Origin of the sequence: Streptomyces sp. NBC_01551, from assembly GCF_026339935.1 — a bacterium.
Classification (GTDB): Bacteria; Actinomycetota; Actinomycetes; order Streptomycetales; family Streptomycetaceae; genus Streptomyces.
Genome location: NZ_JAPEPX010000001.1, coordinates 4,251,426 through 4,271,245 on the forward strand (window position 1 = coordinate 4,251,426; position 19,820 = coordinate 4,271,245).

Consider the following 19,820-nt stretch of genomic DNA (forward strand, 5'->3'; position numbering starts at 1 on the left):
TGCCTATCAGTGGCTGTCGGTAATAGGGGACTCAAACAGGCGACGCTCGCGCAGCTGCGCGCGTTCGTCGCCGTCGCGGAGCACCTGCACTTTCGCGACGCGGCCGCCGCCATCGGGATGAGCCAGCCCGCCCTCTCCGGGTCCGTCTCCGCGCTGGAGGAGGCCCTCGGCGTCCAACTGCTGGAGCGCACCACCCGCAAGGTGCTGCTCTCCCCGGCCGGCGAGCGGATCGCCGCCCGGGCGCGCGGGGTGCTCGACGCCATGGGCGGGCTGCTGGAGGAGGCCGAGGCGGTACGAGCGCCCTTCACCGGGGTGCTGCGCCTCGGCGTGATCCCCACGGTGGCCCCGTACCTGCTGCCGACGGTGCTCGGGCTGTTCCACCGGCGCTACCCGCGGATGGACCTCCAGGTGCACGAGGAGCAGACCTCCTCGCTGCTGGAGGGGCTGACCGGCGGGCGGCTCGACCTGCTGCTGCTCGCCGTGCCCCTGGGGATGCCCGGGGTCACCGAACTGCCCGTCTTCGACGAGGACTTCGTCCTCCTCGCGCCCCGCGCGCACCCGCTCGCCGGGCGGCGAGACATCCCGCGCGAGGAACTGCGGGGCCTGCAACTGCTGTTGCTGGACGAGGGGCACTGCCTGCGGGACCAGGCCCTGGACATCTGCCGCGAGGCGGGGCGCACCGACGGGGCGGACGTCACCACGACCGCCGCCGGACTGTCCACGCTGGTCCAACTCGTCGCCGGCGGGCTGGGGGTGACGCTGCTGCCGCGTACCGCGCTGCGGCTGGAGACCACCCGAAACGAGTACCTGGCCACCGGCTGCTTCGCCGAGCCCGCGCCCTCGCGGCGGATCGCGCTGGCCATGCGGACCGGCACGGCCCGGCAGGAGGAGTTCCGGGCCATCGCGGCCGCGCTGCGCGAAGCCGTACGCCCGCTCCCGGTGTGGCCGACGGACTGAGCCGGGGCCGCGGGAACGGGCGTACGGGGTGGGCGCCTTAAGGGCGTACGGCTTCGCGCGCGCCCCGTACGGCTTGGCGTGCGCCCGGTGTCACTCCGTGCGCAGGCCGTCCGGGCGCATCAGCCGCAGCAGCGGCGGCAGGCTGAGCAGGGTGACCGCCAGTGCGACCCCGGCGCCGATGCCGGCCATGGAGGCGACCGAGGCCCAGTCGACGCGGACCGAGACGTTGGTCATCCGCATCAGCACCGCCCCGAGCGCGATGCCGACGGTCGAAGCCAGGGCCAGGCCGAGGCCGATCGGCAGGGCCGTCTGCCACAGCACCGACAGGCTCAGCGTGGAGCGCTTCGTCCCGAAGGCGACCAGCGAGGACAGCAGTTTCTTGCGCTCCCGCAACTGCTCCAGCTGCGAGACCAGCAGGCTGGCCCCGATCAGTACCAGCACCAGGGTGGCGCCGACGAACAGGCCCGTCCGGATGGAGCTGAACCGCCCGGAGGTCTCGGTCTCCGCCAGGGTCATGGCGGTGGCCAGCGGGTCGGCCTTGAAGGCCGCGTTGCGGGCCAGCTCCAGGCCGTCCGCCACCTTCGGGTCCAGCAGCACGTACACCTGGGAGAACTGGGACTCACCGAACGCCTTGGGGGCGGCGGCCGGGGTGATCAGCAGGCCCGTGCGCAGCACCCCGATGGGGTCCTTGCGGGCGGCCGCCGGCCGGGCGTCGGCGGGCACGGTCCAGGCGACCGGCTCGCGGCCCTCGCTGTTGTGGAGGTTCCCGACGAACAGCTTCTGCCCCGGCTCGGCGTCGGCGCCGCGCGGCACCGAGGGGTCGGGGGTGCCAGTCACGTAGAAGACGTCGCCGTCCTTGCAGGCGGGCAGCGTCGCGAGCTCGCTCAGAGCGGCGCAGCTGCCGATGTTGACGTCGACCTCCTTGGCGCCCCCGTCCGGGCTGGGCGCGGCGGAGGTGGAGCGCAGCGGTACGGTCTTGGTGACGCCCCTGCCCCGGGCGACCGACTCGGCGATCGCGTTGATGTGCTCGTCACTGACGTTGCGGGACAGGATCGACACCGAGGCCCGGGTCGGGTCCTGGCCGGTGTCCTTGGTGTACTCGCCCTCGGCGCCGGCGAACAGCATCTGCAGGGCGATGGCCCCGGCGACCGCGACCGCGATGCCGTTGACCAGCCGGGCGGCGCTGCCGCTGGTGAGCTGGAGCCGGCGGACGGCCAGCTGCCAGGAGACCGAGCCGGAGCCGCCGAGGCGGCCGACGACCCGTTCCAGGATCCAGGGCAGCAGTACGGTGATGCCGACCAGCAGCAGCACGACGCCGCCGGAGACCTGCCACTGGTTGAACCGGCCGCCCTCGTTGCCGCGGCCCATCATCGGGGCGAGCAGGCCGAGTCCGGCCAGCGGCAGCAGCAGCCGCCACCAGATCCGGCGCCTGCGCGGGGTGGCCGTACGGACGACGCCGAGCGGCTCGATGACCACGCCGCGCAGCGCGAACAGGGTCACGGCGACGGCCGCCGCGGGGACGGCGAGCGCGATGAGCGAGGCCAGCCAGAGCGTCGGGTTGAGGTCGTGGGGGAAGACGCTGCGCTGGTAGACGCTCACGCCGTCGGCGAGCTGCCGGGCGATGAGGAAGAAGCCGGCGCCCACCGCCAGGCCGACCAGCGATCCCGCGAGCGCCTCGCCCGCCGCGATCCGGCGCACCATCCGGCTGTCGGCGCCCACGAGCCGCAGCGCCGCGAGCCGGCGGTCGCGGCGGTCGCCGCCGAAGCGGACGGCGGCCGCGATGAACACGGCGACCGGCATCAGCAGGGCGACGAACATCAGCACCACGAGCAGCGTGAGGACGGGGTCCAGGGGTTGGGCCTCCATGCCGCTCCCGAAGGCCGTGATCCGCTGGACGTACGGGCCCGCGTCCATCGTCCGGAGCCGGTCGGTGCCGGCGTAGAAGAAGAGGTCCCCGGGGCCGACCAGGCCCGCGTCCCCGATGGTGGAGACGATCTTCCCGTCGAGGCGCTCGCGGAGCAGCTTGCCCTCGTCGCTCTTCATCAGCCGGTCGAGGGCGGGGGAGACGGCCATCTCGCCCGGGCCGGGGAAGGCCTTCAGGCCCGGCGGCAGCGGGGCGTCGGGGCCCTCGGGCTGGAGGAGGCGTCCGTCCACGCCGTACGCGCGGTACGACTGGTTCACCTGGGCGGTCAGCAGGGTGTCGCGGCCGGGCTGTTCGGCGCTCGGCGAGCTGAACGTCTCGCGCGCGAAGCCGCGCTCGTCGCGGGCCGAGAGGGCGGACGGCACGGCGCTGGTGAGCAGCAGCAGTGCGACGCCGAGGCCGACGCCCACGCCGGTGAGCAGGGTGCGCGTCCAGCCTTCGCGGCCGCCGGCGAAGGCGAACCGGGCGCCCAGGACGAGGTCGCGCGCCCATGTGCGGAGCTGGCTCATACGATGCGCTCCATGTCGCGGGACTTGCCGTCGCGTACGACGATCTCGCGGTCGGAGTAGGCCGCCACCCGGGTCTCGTGGGTGACGAGGACGACGGCCGCGTTGGCGGACCGGGCGGCCTCGGTGAGCAGCTGCATGACCAGCTCGCCGTTGAGGGAGTCGAGGGCGCCGGTGGGCTCGTCGGCGAATATCACGCGCGGCTGGGTGACCAGGGCGCGGGCGACGGCCACGCGCTGGCCCTGGCCGCCGCTGACCTCGCCGGGGCGCTTGGCGCCGAGGTCGGCGACCTCCAGCTTGGCCATCCAGTGCAGGGCGGTCCGCTCGGCCTCCTTGCGCTTGACGCCGGTCAGGCGCAGCGGCAGGGCGACGTTCTCCACGCAGGTGAGCTCGGGGACGAGCTGGCCGAACTGGAAGACGAAGCCGAACTCGCTGCGCCGCAGGGCGCTGCGCTCGGCGTCGTTCATCGCGGAGAGCTCGCGGCCGGCGTAGGTGATGGTGCCGGAGTCGGGCGTGACGATCCCGGCGAGGCAGTGCAGGAGCGTCGACTTGCCGGAGCCGGAGGGCCCCATGACGGCGACGACCTCACCGGGGTGGATCGAGAACTCGGCGCCGTCGAGGGCGCGGGTGGGCCCGTACGCCTTGCGGAGATCCGTGGCGGAGAGCAGGGTGCCGGCCGGGGTCATCGGCGTACCTCCTGGGCGAGCTGGTCGAGGCGGGCGGCGGTGAGCTCCAGCCACCGCAGATCCGCTTCGAGGTGGAACAGGGCGTGGTCGCACACGAGCTGGTCGGCGAGGTCGCCCTTGCGCTTGCGCTGGGTCAGGACGCGCATGAGCCGCAGGTGCTCGGCGCGCTGGGTGTCCAGCAGCTCGTTGGCGCTGCGGCCTGTGAGCAGGGCGAGGACGACCTTGGTGTACAGGGTCGAGTGGAGGTACGGCTCGGGCTTCTCGGGCTGTGAGAGCCAGCTCTCGACATCGGTGATGCCGGCGTCCGTGATGGCGTACCGCTTGCGGTCGGGACCGCCGCCGCTCTCGATCCCGTCGACCTCGACGAGGCCGTTCTTCAGGAGGCGGGACATGGTCGAGTAGACCTGCCCGTAGGCGAGGGGGCGATCGTGGCCGAACTTCTCGTCGAAGGCGCGTTTGAGGTCGTAGCCGTGGCGCGGGCCGGCCTCCAGGAGGCCGAGCAAGGTGTGACCGATGGACATGGCGAGGACTGTACACGGGGTGTATACCCTCGCTGTATACGCACGGCGTATAGTCCTCGCCTGAATCATCGTTTCCCCAGGTCAGGGGCGTTCGTCACGATTTCGAACGGCAGCGGCCCCGGACCTCCGCAGAGGTCCGGGGCCGCATCGCGATCCGTACGTCCTAGCCCCGCCCGGGCCCCTGGTCGGGAGGCTTGGGCGGGCGGCCGCGCGGTGGGATCGGGCCTGCGCCGCCCGGCAGGCGGCCCGCTTCGCCGAGGGCGCGGCGGAGCAGGAACTCGATCTGCGCGTTGGCGCTGCGCAGCTCCTCGCCCGCCCAGCGCGCGAGCGCGTCGTACACCTGAGGGTCGAGCCGGAGCAGCACCTGCTTGCGCGTCTGCCGACCCGCCCTCGCGGGCGGCTCCGGTCCGCCGTCGGGGTCGGGGCTCACTGGTAGAGGGTGCCCGTGTTGACGACCGGCTGGGCCGCGCGGTCGCCGCAGAGGACCACCATCAGGTTCGAGACCATCGCCGCCTTGCGCTCCGCGTCCAGTTCCACGATCTCCTCCTCCGCCAGCCGTGTCAGGGCCAGCTCGACCATGCCCACCGCGCCCTCGACGATCTGCTTGCGCGCCGCCACGACCGCCCCCGCCTGCTGGCGCTGGAGCATCGCGGAGGCGATCTCCGGAGCGTACGCGAGGTGCGTGAAGCGGGACTCGATGATGTGGACGCCCGCCGCCTCGACCCGGGCGTGGAGCTCGACCGCGAGCTTCTCGGTGATCTCCTCGGCGTTGCCGCGCAGCGACAGGCCGCCCTCGTCGTGCGAGTCGTAGGGGTACTCGATGGCGATGTGGCGCACCGCCGCCTCGGTCTGCGTCTCCACGAACTCCGTGAAGTCCTCCACCTCGAAGACCGCCCGCGCCGTGTCCTCGACCCGCCAGACCACGACGGCCGCCAGCTCGATGGGGTTGCCGTACGCGTCGTTGACCTTCAGGACGGCCGTCTCGTGGTTGCGGACGCGGGTGGAGATCTTCTCGCGGGAGGTCAGCGGGTTGACCCAGCGCAGTCCGTCGGCGCGGATCGTGCCCCGGTAGCGGCCGAACAGCTGGACCACCCGGGCCTCGCCCGGCGCGACCGTGTTGAGCCCGCTCATCGCGACGATCGCGGCGAGGACCACCAGGATGCCGCCGAGGATGAGCGCCACCTTCGCGCCGACCGCCGCGGCCGCCGCGCCGAAGGCGATCAGGCCCGCGCCGGCTATCACGCCCAACAGGCCCAGAAGAAGCGCCAGTCCGCCGCCGACGCTGCGCGCCGCGAACTCCCGTACGTCGTGCGACGTGCCCGTGCCGGAGCCCGTGCCGGGGCTCGTGCCCGCGTCCGTGGCCGATGCGTTTGTCATTGCCTGCCCCCGTTTGTTCGGTCGTGGCCCCTCGGATCTCTTAGCAAAGTGATATCACTTTTTGGGATCTCCGCAACCCTTCGGTCATCCTGTACGTCGGTTCCAGTGATGTGGGTGCTGATTCTCACGTCCGAATTGACCTGTATTGATCAGGGTTGGCCAACCTTTGTCACAGCCTGCGGTGTTAGCTTTCTGAGCTGACGTCGGGGGGGTAATCGAGCGGAGCGGGAGCGATGGGCCGAGCAGATGCGCGACGGGCGCAGCAGCAGCGCGGAGCGCGGCGGGCACCTGGCGGGCGCGCCAAGGGTGACAAGGGCAGCGCCGGCAAACCGAAGGGCATACGTCGCTTCTTCACCTGGAAGAAGCTCCTCGGCACGTTCTTCGGGCTGGTGCTGCTCGGCATGGGCGGCCTGGTGTTCCTGTACTACTCCGTGGAACCGCCGAACCCGAACAAGAACGCGACGCTCCAGAGCAACGTCTACAAGTACGCGGACGGCTCGATCATGGCGCGCACCGGCGGCCTCAACCGCGAGATCCTGCCGATCAGCAAGATCCCGGAGGACGTCCAGACGGCCTTCATCGCGATCGAGAACAAGTCCTTCTACCAGGACAGCGGCATCGACCTGATGGGCGTGGCCCGCGGTGTCTTCAACACCGCCACGGGCAAGGGCAAGGCCGGTGGCTCGACGATCACCCAGCAGTACGTCAAGAACTACTACCTGACCCAGGACCAGTCGGCGACGCGCAAGATGCGGGAGCTGATCATCTCCCTCAAGGTCGACCAGCGCATGGAGAAGCCCGACATCCTCGCCGGGTACCTGAACACCAACTTCTACGGCCGCAACGCGTACGGCATCCAGGCGGCGGCCCAGGCCTACTACGGGATCGACGCCGAGAAGCTGTCGCTGGCGCAGGGCGCCTACCTCGCCGCCGTCATCCAGGCCCCCAGCCAGTACGACTGGGAGACCGCCGGCCCGAACGGCAAGCGGCTGGTCATGATCCGCTTCAACGCGGTCCTCGACAACATGGTCGAGATGAAGAAGCTGACCCCGGAGAAGCGCAAGGAAATCGAGTTCGTGCCGCCGGTCAAGCCCAAGGCGACGCCGGGTCTGGAGGGCCAGAAGGGCTACCTGGTCCAGGCCGCCGAGGACGAGCTCGACCGTCAGGGCATCCCCGAGTCGGAACTCAAGGCCGGCGGCTGGACGATCACCCTCAACATCGACAAGAAGCGCCAAGAGGCGATGGAGAAGGCCGTCCAGGACGAGCTGGAGTCCAAGCTCGACCGCAAGGACACCAAGAAGCGGCCCGTCGACCAGAGCGTGCAGGCGGGCGCCACCTCCGTGGACCCGAAGACCGGCGCGATCGTCGCCATGTACGGCGGCCTGGGCCGGTCCGAGCAGTGGAACAGCAACGCCCTGCGCACCGACTACCAGCCCGGCTCGACCTTCAAGCCGGTCGTGCTCGCCTCCGCCCTGGAGAACAAGGCGACCACCCAGGACCACAAGCCGATCAACCCGAACACGCTCTACGACGGCACCAGCAAGCGCAAGGTCGTCGGCAGCGACGTTCCGTTCAACCCGCAGAACCAGGACGACAAGAACTACGGCGATCCGATGATGACCGTGCAGGAGGCCACCAACTGGTCGGTGAACTCCGTGTACGCGCAGATGATCGTGGACGCCAAGCCGAAGGCCGTGAAGAAGACGGCCCTCGAACTCGGCATGCAGGACCGTGACGGCTGGCCCGACGACAAGCCGGCCATGACGCTCGGCACGATGAGCGCCAACACCCTGGAGATGGCCGCCGTCTACGCGACCTTCGACAACCACGGCAAGAAGGTCACCCCGAGCATCGTCAAGAGCGCGACGCACAAGGACCGCGAGTTCAAGCCGACCCCGGCCATCGGCGGCCAGGCCATCACCCGCGAGACCGCCGACACCGTCACCAAGGTGCTCACCGGGGTCGTCAACGAGGGCTCCGGCAAGGTCGTGAAGAGCTCCGCCTACGAGGCCGCCGCCAAGACCGGTACCACCGAGAAGAACGTGGCCGGCTGGTTCACCGCGTACACCCCGGAGCTCGTGACCGTCGTCGCGATCTTCGGTGAGGAGCCGGGCACCCACAAGCAGGTCACGCTGACCGGCGCCGCCGGTGGTGGCCGCGCCGGTGGTGGTACCTTCCCCGCCGAGATCTGGCAGGCGTACACCCTCGCCGCCCTCAAGGGCGTCAAGACGGGCGACTTCAAGCTGCCGGACGCCGAGATGGGCACCCCGCAGGTGCCGAGCCGCAGCGCCTCCCCGTCGAGCTCGGCCAGCCAGTCCGCCAGCACCAGCCAGTCGCCGAGCACCAGCCGGTCGCCGAGCAACACCCCGGACCCGAGCCAGAGCTCGACCAAGCCGGACCCGAGCACCAGCCAGAGCCCGGTGAAGCCGAGCAACAGCCAGAGCCCGGTGAAGCCGAGCAACACACAGAGCCCGGTGAAGCCGCCGCCGGTCCTGCCCGTACCGGGCAACTGACACGACACACCGCCGCCCCGCAGCGTTCGCGCTGCGGGGCGGCGGTGTTTTCCCTGCTCTTCGCAGTCTGCTCAGCGCCGGTCGGGCGCCGCCGGCAGCGGGAGTTCGAACCAGACCACCTTGCCGCTGCTCAGCCGGGTCGCGCCCCAGCGCCGGGCCATCCGGTTGACCAGGAACAGGCCGCGGCCGCCCTCGTCGGTGTCCCGGGCGCGGCGTTGGCGGGGCAGCTGCGGGGAGTCGTCGCCGACCTCGCAGCGCAGCACGTCCGTACGGAGCAGGCGCAGTGTGACGGGCCGCTCCGCGTACCGCACGGCGTTCGTGACGACCTCGCTCACCAGCAGCTCCAGCGAGTCCTGGAGCTCCTCCAGGCCCCACCGGGTCAGCGCGCGGCGGGCGAACCGGCGGGCCCGGCCCGGCGCGGTCTCCTCCGGGTCCAGGAACCAGTACGCGACGTCGCTCGGCGCGATCCCGTCGAAGCGGGCCGCGAGCAGCGCGATGTCGTCGTCCCGGTCGCCCGGGCCGAGCATGTCGAGGACGTCGTCGCAGAGCGCCTCCAGCGGCGGCGGGTGGTCCAGGCCGGTCAGCTGGGCGGTGGTGGCGAGGCGTTCGCGCAGCTGCTCGATGCCGGTCCACACGTCGCGCAGCCGGGACTCCACCAGGCCGTCGGTGTAGAGCAGCAGCGTGGCCCCGGCCGGGGCGTCCAGCTCCACGGCCTCGAAGTCCACGCCGCCGACGCCGATCGGGGCGCCGGGCGGCACCCGGAGCACCTCGGCGCGGCCGCCCAGGTGCAGCAGCACGGGCGGCGGGTGGCCGGCGTTGGCGATGGTGATCCGGTGCGAGACGGGGTCGTAGACGGCGTACAGGCACGTGGCCATCCGGTCCGAGCCGAGCCGCTGCGCCTGCTCGTCGAGGTGGTGCAGCACCTCGGCCGGCGGCAGGTCGAGCTGCGCCAGCGTCTGGGCCGTCGTCCGCAGCTGGCCCATGATCGCGGCGGAGGTCATCGAGTGGCCCATGACGTCGCCGACGACGAGCGCGACCCGGCTGCCGGGCAGCGGTATGGCGTCGTACCAGTCGCCGCCGACCCGGGCCGTCTCGGCGGCGGGCAGGTAGCGGGAGGCGAGGCGGACCCCGGTGGGCTGGGGGAGGCTGTCGGGGAGCATGGTGCGCTGGAGTTCGTCGGCGATGTACGCCTCGCGGCCGTACAGGACGGCCTTGTCGATGCCGAGCGCGGTGTGCGTCGCCAGCTGGGCGGCGACCAGGAGGTCGTTGGTCTCGAAGGCGGGCCGGTCCGGGGTACGCAGGAACACGGCCGCGCCGATGACCCGGCGGCGGCCCCGCAGCGGGGCCAGGATGGCGCGCTGGCCGCGCGGCACGGGGTGCTCGGAGCCCAGCAGCTCGGGGAGGGCCGCCTTGGCGGCGGCGGAGGACCCGAAGACGGGCCGCACGCCGCGCAGCACCTCGGCGAGGGCCCCGCCGGAGCGGATCTCGCACAGCTCGGCGGCGGGCAGGTCACCCTGCGGGCCGACCAGCGGCAGCTGGCTGAAGTCGAGCTCGCCGGACGCCCCCGGAGGAGCGCCGCCGAGGAGCCCCGGGCCCGTCATCAGGCCGGTGGTGACCGGGACCCCCGCGGTCCCGGCACTTCCCGCGCCCGCGGCGCCCTCGGCCCCGGTGAGGTCGTCGATCGGCCGGAGCCGGTCGGTGCGCCGGAGCCTTAAAACGACCGGGCCGACGGGGCGTTCGTCGCCCACCGGGAGGGGGTCGCGGAGGTAGACGAGGATGGCGTCCGAGAAGGTCGGCACGGTGGCCCGGCACAGGCCGAGCACGATCTCGTCGAGGTCGATGCCGCGCGCGATCCGCCGGGTGGCGGCGCCGACGAACCGCAGCCGGTCGCCTTCCCGCCGGGCGGTGCCGATCTCCGGTATTCCCTCGACACCGGACCGGCCGGAACCGGAACCGGCGCCCGCGACGGGACCCGGGGCACCCGCGTCCACGGCGTCCGCCGCGTTGCGGGCGGCCGCGCCGTCGCGGGTACGGGCGTTGCCCTGGCCGCCTTCGCCGGCGCCGCCGGCGGCCGCGTCGGCCGTCGCGCGGGGCCGCGGCAGGCCGGCGGACTCGGAGTGCGGGCGGGCGTCGGACGCCGCCGCGGTGGCGCCGCCCGGTTCGTTGCCCGGGACCTGCGCATGCGTGCGCACGGCCTCGGCGGCCGCGATCGGGGCCTTGCCGTGGCCGGCGTCATCCGTTCCTCCGCCGGAGGCGACGGGCTGCGGGCCCTCCTGGGAGGTGGGGTACTCCGTCACGCGTGGAATTCCGTCCGTTTGCGCTCGATGTGCGCTGCACTCAACTCGGTCAGTCGCGGTATACCCGCTCAGCGGCAGGGGCACCACCGCCCCGGGGTTCCGCGTCCCGCTCGTTACCTCTCGCTCTGCGTTGATCTCCGGTCAAGTTCCGTCTACGGCACGTTATTTACGGATGTACAGGTGCGCGGCGACACCGCGCACTACCCAGCGGAGGACGATCCTACGTTTGAACCCCGGGGGCGCATCAAGGGTCTCATGAGGTCATATGCGCCGGGGTGCGGTCCCAGTCCTCCGGCAGAACCGGAACACCCCAGGCCGGATCCGGTCTCCAGTCCTGCCAGTGGTCGCAGAACGGCGGCCCCCAGGCCCGGATCACGTCCACCGCGGCGTGCCCGGCCTCCCGGACCCGCTCGGCCTGCTCACGGCCCATCAGGCCGAGCCGCTGCGCCTGCGCGAACTCGTCCTCGTCCAGCCACTTCCAGCTGCGGTCGGGGTTCACGGAGATGTCCAGGAAGTGGTCCTCGGAGTCCACTCCACCGGCCCAACGGGTGCGCGGCTCCTCCAGGTTCACGTACCAGTTCCTGAACCGCCAGTCCCCGTCCCAGAACAGCCACACCGACCAGGGGTCCCCGGGTCGGGCCAGCTTGAGCACCCCGGCGCCGGACCAGTGCGCCCGTACGGTGGTGCGCGGCGCGGTGTAGCGGGTGGCGAGCGGCTCCGCGTGGACGGACGTGCCGTCGGCGAGGACCGGCTTGACGCACTCGGTCCCGGGGGCCATCCACACGGCCAGCAGCTCCGGGGTGTCCTGGACCACCGTGACCGGGCGGCAGATGTGGACCTGGCCCTTCAGCCCCGGGGCGTGGTCCCGGTACCGCCAGAGGATCTGCTCCCCGGGCGCCCAGTGTGTGTCCGCCCAGCGCGTGTCCTGCGCGTCGCCGCCCCCGCGGCCTCCGGTACCTGTCATGCGCAGATCTTAGGGCGGGTGCCCCCGCGCCCGCTGCGGTGCAGGTCACCGAGGTGTGCGGGCGGGGGAAACGACCGAATCCGGCCCCCGGGGAGAAACGTTTTTCAGGGTCGCGTCATGCCCAGTACGTCAAGGGCCGCGTCCAGCTGTTCCAGGGTCAGGTCGCCGCGCTCGACGTAGCCGGACTCCAGCACGACCTCCCTGATCGTCTTCCGCTCGGCGAGGGACCTCTTCGCGACCTTGGCGGCCTCCTCGTACCCGATGTAGCGGTTCAGCGGGGTCACCACGGAGGGCGAGGACTCGGCGTACTCCCTGGCCCGCGCCACATTGGCGGTGATGCCGTCGACCGTCCGGTCGGCCAGCAGGCGGCAGGCGCTGCCGAGCAGCCGGATGGATTCCAGCAGGTTCTTCGCCATCACCGGGAGCATCACATTGAGCTCGAAGTTGCCCGCCGCGCCCGCCACGGCGACGGCCGTGTCGTTCCCCGTCACCTGCGCGGCGACCATGAGCACGGCCTCCGGGATCACCGGATTGACCTTCCCCGGCATGATCGAGGACCCCGGCTGGAGGTCGGGGAGATTGATTTCGGCCAATCCTGTGCGCGGCCCCGAGGCCATCCAGCGCAGATCGTTGCAGATCTTGGTGAGCGAGACGGCGATGGTGCGGAGCATCCCCGAGGTCTCGACCAGCGCGTCCCGCGCCCCCTGGGCCTCGAAGTGGTCGCGGGCCTCGGTGAGCGGCAGCCCGGTGGCGTCGGCCACCTCGGCGATCACGGCGGCCGAGAACCCCGGCGGGGTGTTGATCCCGGTACCCACCGCGGTCCCGCCGAGCGGGAGTTCCGCGAGCCGCGGCAGGGCGGCGCGCAGCCGCTCGACCCCGTAGCGCACCTGGGCGGCGTACCCGCCGAACTCCTGGCCCAGGGTGACCGGGGTGGCGTCCATCAGGTGCGTGCGGCCGGCCTTGACCACCTCGGCGAACTCGGCGGACTTGCGCTCCAGGGCGGCCGCGAGGTGCTCCAGGGCGGGGATCAGCTCGCGGGTGACGGCGGCGGTCGCGGCGATGTGGATGGAGGACGGGAACACGTCATTGGAACTCTGCGAGGCGTTGACGTGGTCGTTGGGGTGCACCTCGCGGCCGAGCCGCTCGGTGGCCAGGGTGGCGATCACCTCGTTGGTGTTCATGTTGGACGAGGTCCCGGACCCGGTCTGGAAGACGTCAACCGGGAAGTGCTCGTCCCAGCGGCCCTCCGCGACCTCGGCGGCGGCGGACCCGATGGCCTGCGCGAGGTCCTCGTCCACCACGCCGAGGCGCGCGTTGACCACCGCGGCGGCGGCCTTGACGCGGGCCAGGGCCTCGATGTGGGCGCGCTCCAGCCGCTGCCCGGAGACCGGGAAGTTCTCCACCGCGCGCTGGGTCTGGGCCCGCCACTTGGCGTGCGCGGGGACCCGTACCTCGCCCATCGAGTCGTGCTCGATCCGGTAGGCGTCCTCGTCGTTCTGTCGGCTCTGATCGTCAGTCATGTGTGGTGCCTCCTCAAAAAGTTGAGCAATTGTCTTGTTCGAAGTGTTCCCAAGTCCCCTACCGGCCAGTAAATACCGTGGGTAACACCGACAGGGGAGGCGTTCATGACACGTGTACGTACGAGACCCAGGCTCAGATCTACCTTCGCCGCCGCCGCGGCGATCGCGGCCGCCCTCGGGGGCGTCACCGCCATCACCCCCATGGCCCAGGCAGCTCCCGCCGCGGCGGTCACCCCGCTCTCGCCCGAACTGGAGGCCATCCGCGCGGCGGAGGCCACCAAGATCTACGGCGACCCGGCGATCCGCCCGCTGGGCGAGCGCAAGACCGGCCTGATCTCGCTCGGCGACAGCGAGATTTCGGGCGAGGGCGTCGGCAACTACGATCCGGCGACCAACACCCCGAACAACCAGTGCCACCGCTCGCCGGATTCCGCGATCCACCGCACCGGCATCCCGGCCGACCTGACCTTCAACGTCGCCTGCTCCGGCGGCTACACGGGCAACATCCGCATCGGCGGCAGCAAGCAGTACGCCGACGAGCTGGTGCAGAGCGACAGCCTCGCCATCAAGGCCCGCAACACGAAGATCAAGATGGTGCTGCTGGTCGCCGGCGCCAACGACGACCTCCAGTTCGGCCCGGTCATGACCGACTGCGTGACCCGCTGGGTGCTCAGCCAGGGCACCTGCGAGCCCAAGTACGGGCCGGGCTGGCAGGCGCGCGTGGACGGCCTCAAGCCCAAGGTCGAGTCCACGGTCGCCGACCTCAAGACCGTCATGCGCGACGCGGGCTACGCCGACTCCGACTACAAGCTCGTCGTGATGGGCTACCCGAGCCCCATCGGCCCCGACTTCCACGACAACCCGAACTTCCCCGGCAAGCTCCCCGGCGGCTGCGCCGGCTACGACTCCGACGCCCAGTGGGGCCGCAACCACGCGGTGCCGACCTTCGAGAAGGGCATGCGCGCGGCCGCCCTCGCGTCGGGCGCGACCTACCTCGACAACTCCCGCCTCTTCCACGGCCACGAGGTGTGCATGGAGGACACCTGGGCCCGCGGTCTCTACCTCGACCTCGGCGACCACTTCCCGTGGGACGAGAACACCGCCCGCCAGTCCTTCCACCCCAACTACCGGGGCCACGGCGCGTTCGCGTCCTGCCTGACCCAGCTCTACGATTCGGGCCTGCGAGAGGCCTCCTGCGCCGACCCGGCGAGCACGGGCACCCCGGTCCTCCAGGCCGGAGCCTGGGACTCCCTCTACGCCCCGCTGAAGAACGAGGCGACCGGCAACTGCCTCGACTCCTACGGCGGCTCCAGCGCCAACGACACCAAGGTGGTGGGCTGGGACTGCCACGGCGGCCGCAACCAGAGCTGGTGGTACGACTCCGCGAAGAAGTCCGTGCACATCGAGCTCACCCACGACCGCTGCCTGGACGCCCCGGGCGCCAACTACGGCGCCGGCACCGGCCTGATCCTCTGGAACTGCCACGGCGGCGCGAACCAGCAGTTCCTGCGCGACGGCGCCACCCTGCGCCCCGCGGCCGCGACCGGCATGTGCCTGACCGTGGCCGCCGCCCACGAACCGCTGCGCCTCCAGCCCTGCAACGGCTCGGCGAACCAGCGCTTCGCGTAACCCCGCCCCGATCACCCCGAACCCCCCACACCCGGCCGGCGCACCCCGGCCGGGTGGCTCCACCCGGGGCGGCGCTCCTTCGTGGGGCCGTGCGGCCGTGGGGCCGTGCGGCCGTGGGGCAGGGCCGTGGGGCAGGGCCGTGGGGCCGCCCTACGCCTTCTCCACCAGCTCCCGTACCTCCCGGGGCCGGTTGGTGATGATCGTGTCCACACCGAGGCGCAGGCACAGCTCCACGTCCTCCGGCTCGTCCACGGTCCACACCCGCACCGACAGCCCCTTGGCCTTCAGCCGCCCCACCAGCCCCGGGTCAGCGCGGACCAGGTCGATCCCCGGGCCCGCGTGCGTGGCGTACGGGGGCCGCGGCGGCCGCAGCCGCCGCTCCATCAGGTACACGGCGGGCAGCCCGGGCGCCAGCCGGTGCATCCGGGTCAGCGCGGTCCGGGAGAAGCTCATCACCTCGACCAGGCCCGAGCGGCCGTCGGCCAGCCCGTACGCGCGGAGCATCCGCACCAGCTCGGCCTCCAGCGCTCCGCCCGCGCGCGTCGGGTGCTTGGTCTCGACGGCGAGCCCGACGGGCCGGTCCGCGTCCAGCGCCGCCCGGAGCAGCTCCTCGAACAGCAGCACCCGCGCCCCGCGGTGCTCCTCGCCCTTCCAGCCGCCGAAGTCGAGCGCGGCCAGCTCCCCGTGCGTCATCTCGGAGACCACCCCCCGCCCGTCGGAGGTCCGCTCGACGCGCCGGTCGTGCACGCAGACGAGCTGCCGGTCGGCGGTGAGCCGTACATCGCACTCCAGCGCGTCGGCCCCGTCGGCGATGGCCTGCCGGTAGGCGGCGAGCGTGTGCTCGGGATGCTCGTGGGAGGCCCCGCGATGGGCGACCACCCTGGTCGCGCGGGCGGTGGAGAGGAACAGCTGGGTCATGGCGTAGACGTTAACCGGATGCGATGACCGGCCCGCGACGGCATCCTCCACGGATGGCGGAACAGTTCGTGACACTTCACTGCGAACCCTGCCCGTCCTGCCGGTACGAGGCCTGGCAGCAGGTGGTCGACGGTCGGCTGCGCTGGTACGAGTCCGAGCACTGCCCGGTGTACGAGGTGCAGGCGTGCGGCGGCGGCTGGGGCCCGCCCCCGCCCTGGGTCCGCGACCGGATCGTGGCCCGCGAGGGCACGGAACACCTCGCGGTCGGCGGCCCGGACGGCATCCCGCTCAAAGCCGTCCGCGAGACGTACGGGCTCACCCTGCCGCAGCTCCGCCACGCCCGCACCCACGGCATCGAGGCCACCCCGACCGAGGCCGCCTTCCTGCGCTCGCCGCCGCCGGCCCCGTGACCGCGGGCCCCCGCACCGGGCGGCCGCCGCTCCCGGGTCGCCTTGCGCCGCGGCGTACCGGGGGGCGTCCTCGGCCGCCCGCGCCCCGCGCCCCTCGGCTTCGGTCAGTCCCCGGGCCCGAGGCCCGGACGGCGCGGGCCGGTCTCCGGGGGCGGGGGCGTGGGGCCCGGGCCCGACGCGGGCCGGGGCGGGGGCCCGCCTCTTCCGGGCCGGGATACGCCGAGCTGCCAGAGGTGCGCCCCGGGCGCCCCCGGCCCGCCGGGGCCGCCTCGGGCGCGGGGGTCGTGGGGCCGGCCGGGGTCGCGGAGGTAGCCGGGTCCGGGGTCGCGGAGTCGACCGTGGCGGCCCGGGGCGTGGGGGCTTCCAGGCCCATGGTGGCGGCTGGGGTCTCCGGGGCCACGGGGGCGACCTCGGCGGCCGGGGTCGTCGGCGTCGGGGCCGCCTTCGGCGGCTTCCAGCGGTCCGGTACGGCCGACAGCCGCTGTACCGCCCCCGGGTCCCCGTCCCGCACCTGCGCGACGGCGCGTGCCCGGAGCGCGCTCTGCCGGGCGACGGGGGCGAACCCCGGCGCGGCGTTGCCCGTCTCGGAAGGCAGCGCGCGCAGTCCCATCTGGTTCAGCTCCTGCTGGATGTCCGGGGCGAACACCTCGCGCGGCAGCTGCCAGGAGGCCGCGCCGTCGACGTCGACCCGGTGCTCCGTGCCGTCCACGTCGAAGGTGAGGCCGTATCCGAGGTACTGGTCGTCCCGGTCGAACAGCAGGTCCCCCCGGACCCGGCCGCCCCGGTCCCGTACGTCGTCCGCCAGCACCTGCACGGCGGCGGGCAGCGGGTTCGTACGGCCGAGGCTCGCGACGTAGCCGTCCGCGTCGACCGTCACCGTCTCCGCGTTCTTCTCCTGGCTGGTCTTGTACGTCATCCGGAAGCGGGTCCGCCCGTCTTCGCCCCGGACCGTCTCGATCTCGCCGATGCTCGCGTAGCCGAACTCCAGCCGCCCGTCACCCTTTTCCCGGCCCCACTTGGCAGCCATCTGGTCGAACTGCACCTGGTGGGCCAGGGCGGCCGGCGGATCGCCCCGACCGATGATGGTGACCCGCGCGTTGGGGTTCTCTTGCAGGATGATCTCGGCGTTCGCGACTCCGGTTCCGCCCGATCCGGCGATGATCCAGTGGTCGGCGTCGAGCGCGTTGAACCGGTTCTCGGCGACCTCGTCGCCCATCAGCGCCCGCCCGGGGGCATCCTCGCGCGCGGCCTCCCACTTGTGGGTCGCCTCCAGGACCCCGAAGCAGTTCCCGATACGGAGGGCGGGCCCGCCGTCCCGACCGGTCCGCAACAGGTCCTTCAGCTGGGACGCTTCCAGCAGCTCCAGCACCGTACGGGTGTCGGCGCCGCCCCGCTCGGCCCGCGTCAGCGAGTCACGCAGCTGCTCGGCCCCGGCGACGCCCTCGCCCTCGAGCTCCCGCAGCCGCTCCCCGACCAGCCGCAGGGCTTCGCCCCGGCTCTCCACGCCGTACTTGCCGCGGATGTTTCCGGGCACGAGTTCCGGCGGCAGGCCGGTCGCCACGACGGGCGTACCGTCGCAGGCCACCCGCAGCGGCTTCTTCGCCGCGGCACCGTCCCCGTTCAGGGTGTTGATCTCGGCGATGAGCCCGCCGTTCGTGCCGAGCAGCAGCCGTGCGTGCCCGTTCACCACGTCGCCCTGGGTGGCCAGCTGGTCCTCCCAGACGCGGACCGCGTTGATGGGCACCCGGTCCCGGGGGTCTTCCACTGCCGCGTACGGGTCCACGCCCATCCACTGGGCCAGATCCCGGTCCTGGTCCGCCGACTGCACGATCCCGACACCGGGGTCCAGGTGCCACCGCCCGCCGGCGTCGATCAGCAGTGCATCCGTGTCACGGCCGCTGAGGCTCGCCCCACCGCCGATCGCCACCCTGCGCAGCGGGACCTCCCCGCGGGCGAGCTGCTCCTGGATCTTCTGCTCGGTCCGCGTACTGACCTGCCCCCGCCAAACCGCCCACTCGCCTGCGGCGGCCCCCGTCTGGTCGAACGGCAGCGGGAGCCCGTTCTGGTCGTAGCCGGGCATGGCCATGGTGACCTCACGCCGCCCGATGAACGCCGCGACCTGCCGCTCGGCGCGGGCGGCGGCCTCGCGGGAGGCCTGGAGCGCGGCGGCGTCGGCGCGGTCGAGCTGCTCGATGGGGCGGGCGAGGTCTTCGAGGAGGCGCGCGGAATGTATGGACATGGAGCCGACCGAAATACCGAACCGAACGACTGCTGCTTCCTCTTGGGAGAGGAATGCGTCCTGGTCATCGAGCGTGGCGGTCGGCCGCAGTCCGTATGGGTCGAGCAACGCGGAGAATTCCGCACGCGCCGCAGCCTGCTCTTGCGACGAGAGGCCGCGGTCTGCACTTCGTGCGGCCAGCCAGTCGAGCTCGGCTATGCGTCCCACGTCCGCGGCGGACAGCTCCCGCTCGGCCGGAAGCTCGGGACCTTCGCGGAGGAGGTCTTCGGGTACAGGAGTCAGGCCCTCGGCCGCTCGCTGACGCACGGTGGTGAGTTCGCCCAGCTCGTGGGCGAGTATGCGTCCGAGCAGTTCGCGCGGAAGGCGATCGGAGACGAGGATCACGTAGTTCTGTGACTTGGTGTTCGTCGCCGTGGCGACGATTCCCTCCGCCTCCAGCGGAAGGGCGTCCACCCAGATGGTCGCCGCGCCGTCGTTGCCGTCCCGCAGCTTGAAGTACTGGCGTCCGTCATCGCTCTGAAGCGACTGGAAGCCCGCGAGCCGCTCGCGCAGGACAGTGGCGGCCACCCCTTCCATGTCCTGCGCCGCAGCAGATACGAGCTCTTGCTGCTGCCCGGACCTGTACGGAGGTAGGGTCCCTGTGCCCATCCGAGGGTAGGTCGACCGCTCCACGTGATGCCCCTCCCCAGGCAGCGCCATATGCACATCGCACAACAGACTTTAGGATCATGTCATGTTGAGAGCTCGCTCTTCGTCGGAAGCGCACCTGTACATGGATCTGCACCCCTGTGAGTGCGGGGGTGCGGATTTCGAGCGTCGGCATCATCTGGAGCAGCACGGTGATGACCTGGTGGCGGTGTATGAGGGTGTGTGCCGCAACTGCGGTCGGGAGCGTCGCTTCGAGTTCGTGATGGCCGTGGAGATTCCGCCGCCTCCGCCTGCTTACGGTGGCGCCGAGCCGTCCGCGATCATCGATCCTGGTGAGTTCTCCGATGTAGCAGATCGTTACCGACGCTGGGCCGGGACCGGAGTGCTCAACTCGCCGGAATCCGAGCGCCACAAGTACCGGGGTGCGATGGCGAGTGCGCTGGCCGCAGTCGAAGAGGTGTTGAAGTTCATTCCGGAGGGCCAGGACGCGGTTCCGGCCTCCGCGTTCACCTCTGCGCGCGGGAGGGCGCGGTACGAGAAGGACCCGGAAAAGTTCTCCCGTGAATTCCTTGAGATCGAGCGCCGCGTCACGATCAGGTCCCTGGCGGTCATCGACAGGGTGGCGCGCTCGTCCGGCGGAGCCGATCCCGCCGCCGAGTGAACGGGAGAGGGGCCCCGCGCCGCCGTTCGGCGGTGCGGGGCCCCTCGGCCCTT

15 protein-coding genes are annotated in these 19,820 nt (G+C 72.1%); 5 read left to right on the top strand and 10 right to left on the bottom strand.

Annotated features, from left to right (window positions below; genetic code table 11):
* The first annotated feature begins 9 nt into the window (after positions 1-9).
* Complete coding sequence (locus OG982_RS19345; protein ID WP_266785089.1) at positions 10-957, top strand: hydrogen peroxide-inducible genes activator; 948 nt, start codon at positions 10-12, stop codon at positions 955-957.
* Positions 958-1,047: 90 nt separating this feature from the next.
* On the opposite strand, the gene OG982_RS19350 is transcribed toward OG982_RS19345, so the two are convergent.
* From OG982_RS19350 to OG982_RS19370, 5 genes are all read right to left on the bottom strand, one after another.
* Positions 1,048-3,387 carry an ABC transporter permease gene (locus tag OG982_RS19350; RefSeq protein WP_266785087.1) on the bottom strand — a complete coding sequence of 780 codons (2,340 nt, stop codon included), beginning with the start codon at positions 3,385-3,387 and terminating at the stop codon, positions 1,048-1,050.
* Complete coding sequence (locus tag OG982_RS19355; RefSeq protein WP_266785085.1) at positions 3,384-4,070, bottom strand: ABC transporter ATP-binding protein; 687 nt, start codon at positions 4,068-4,070, stop codon at positions 3,384-3,386. The genes OG982_RS19350 and OG982_RS19355 overlap by 4 nt, the downstream gene beginning before the upstream one ends.
* Positions 4,067-4,591 carry a PadR family transcriptional regulator gene (locus OG982_RS19360; RefSeq protein WP_266785083.1) on the bottom strand — a complete coding sequence of 175 codons (525 nt, stop codon included), beginning with the start codon at positions 4,589-4,591 and terminating at the stop codon, positions 4,067-4,069. Before OG982_RS19360 ends, OG982_RS19355 begins: the two co-directional genes overlap by 4 nt.
* Before the next feature lie 163 nt (positions 4,592-4,754).
* Positions 4,755-5,021 carry a hypothetical protein gene (locus OG982_RS19365; protein WP_266785081.1) on the bottom strand — a complete coding sequence of 89 codons (267 nt, stop codon included), beginning with the start codon at positions 5,019-5,021 and terminating at the stop codon, positions 4,755-4,757.
* Positions 5,018-5,968, bottom strand: a complete 951-nt coding sequence (locus tag OG982_RS19370; RefSeq protein ID WP_266785079.1) for an SPFH domain-containing protein — start codon at positions 5,966-5,968, stop codon at positions 5,018-5,020. The genes OG982_RS19365 and OG982_RS19370 overlap by 4 nt, the downstream gene beginning before the upstream one ends.
* A 233-nt stretch (positions 5,969-6,201) precedes the next feature.
* On the opposite strand from OG982_RS19370, the gene OG982_RS19375 reads away from it, so the two are divergent.
* Positions 6,202-8,481 (top strand): transglycosylase domain-containing protein, encoded by a 2,280-nt coding sequence (locus tag OG982_RS19375; protein ID WP_266785077.1) that lies wholly within the window; start codon positions 6,202-6,204, stop codon positions 8,479-8,481.
* Between the two features lie 71 nt (positions 8,482-8,552).
* On the opposite strand, the gene OG982_RS19380 is transcribed toward OG982_RS19375, so the two are convergent.
* The 3 genes from OG982_RS19380 to OG982_RS19390 form a co-directional block, all read right to left on the bottom strand.
* Positions 8,553-10,778 (bottom strand): ATP-binding SpoIIE family protein phosphatase, encoded by a 2,226-nt coding sequence (locus tag OG982_RS19380; protein ID WP_266785075.1) that lies wholly within the window; start codon positions 10,776-10,778, stop codon positions 8,553-8,555.
* A 253-nt stretch (positions 10,779-11,031) separates the two neighbouring features.
* Positions 11,032-11,742 carry a DUF402 domain-containing protein gene (locus OG982_RS19385; RefSeq protein ID WP_266785073.1) on the bottom strand — a complete coding sequence of 237 codons (711 nt, stop codon included), beginning with the start codon at positions 11,740-11,742 and terminating at the stop codon, positions 11,032-11,034.
* 104 nt (positions 11,743-11,846) lie between these two features.
* On the bottom strand, positions 11,847-13,262 hold the full coding sequence (locus tag OG982_RS19390) for an aspartate ammonia-lyase (RefSeq protein ID WP_266785071.1): 1,416 nt from the start codon (positions 13,260-13,262) through the stop codon (positions 11,847-11,849).
* 105 nt (positions 13,263-13,367) lie between these two features.
* Between OG982_RS19390 and OG982_RS19395 the strand changes: the two genes are divergently transcribed.
* Positions 13,368-14,891: a ricin-type beta-trefoil lectin domain protein gene (locus OG982_RS19395; protein WP_266785069.1), complete on the top strand. Its 1,524-nt coding sequence runs from the start codon at positions 13,368-13,370 to the stop codon at positions 14,889-14,891.
* A 150-nt stretch (positions 14,892-15,041) separates the two neighbouring features.
* Here the strand turns inward: OG982_RS19395 and OG982_RS19400 are convergent, their stop codons facing one another.
* Positions 15,042-15,809, bottom strand: a complete 768-nt coding sequence (locus OG982_RS19400) for a glycerophosphodiester phosphodiesterase (RefSeq protein ID WP_266785067.1) — start codon at positions 15,807-15,809, stop codon at positions 15,042-15,044.
* 53 nt (positions 15,810-15,862) lie between these two features.
* Here OG982_RS19400 and OG982_RS19405 point away from each other — a divergent pair, with 53 nt between their 5' ends.
* Positions 15,863-16,219: a hypothetical protein gene (locus tag OG982_RS19405; protein ID WP_266785065.1), complete on the top strand. Its 357-nt coding sequence runs from the start codon at positions 15,863-15,865 to the stop codon at positions 16,217-16,219.
* Here OG982_RS19405 and OG982_RS19410 read toward each other — a convergent pair.
* Positions 16,125-19,025, bottom strand: a complete 2,901-nt coding sequence (locus OG982_RS19410) for a hypothetical protein (RefSeq protein WP_266948969.1) — start codon at positions 19,023-19,025, stop codon at positions 16,125-16,127. The two genes, OG982_RS19405 and OG982_RS19410, sit on opposite strands and share 95 nt — an antisense overlap.
* Positions 19,026-19,191: 166 nt before the next feature.
* Here OG982_RS19410 and OG982_RS19415 point away from each other — a divergent pair, with 166 nt between their 5' ends.
* Positions 19,192-19,767, top strand: a complete 576-nt coding sequence (locus OG982_RS19415; RefSeq protein WP_266785061.1) for a hypothetical protein — start codon at positions 19,192-19,194, stop codon at positions 19,765-19,767.
* The last annotated feature ends 53 nt before the right edge of the window (positions 19,768-19,820 follow it).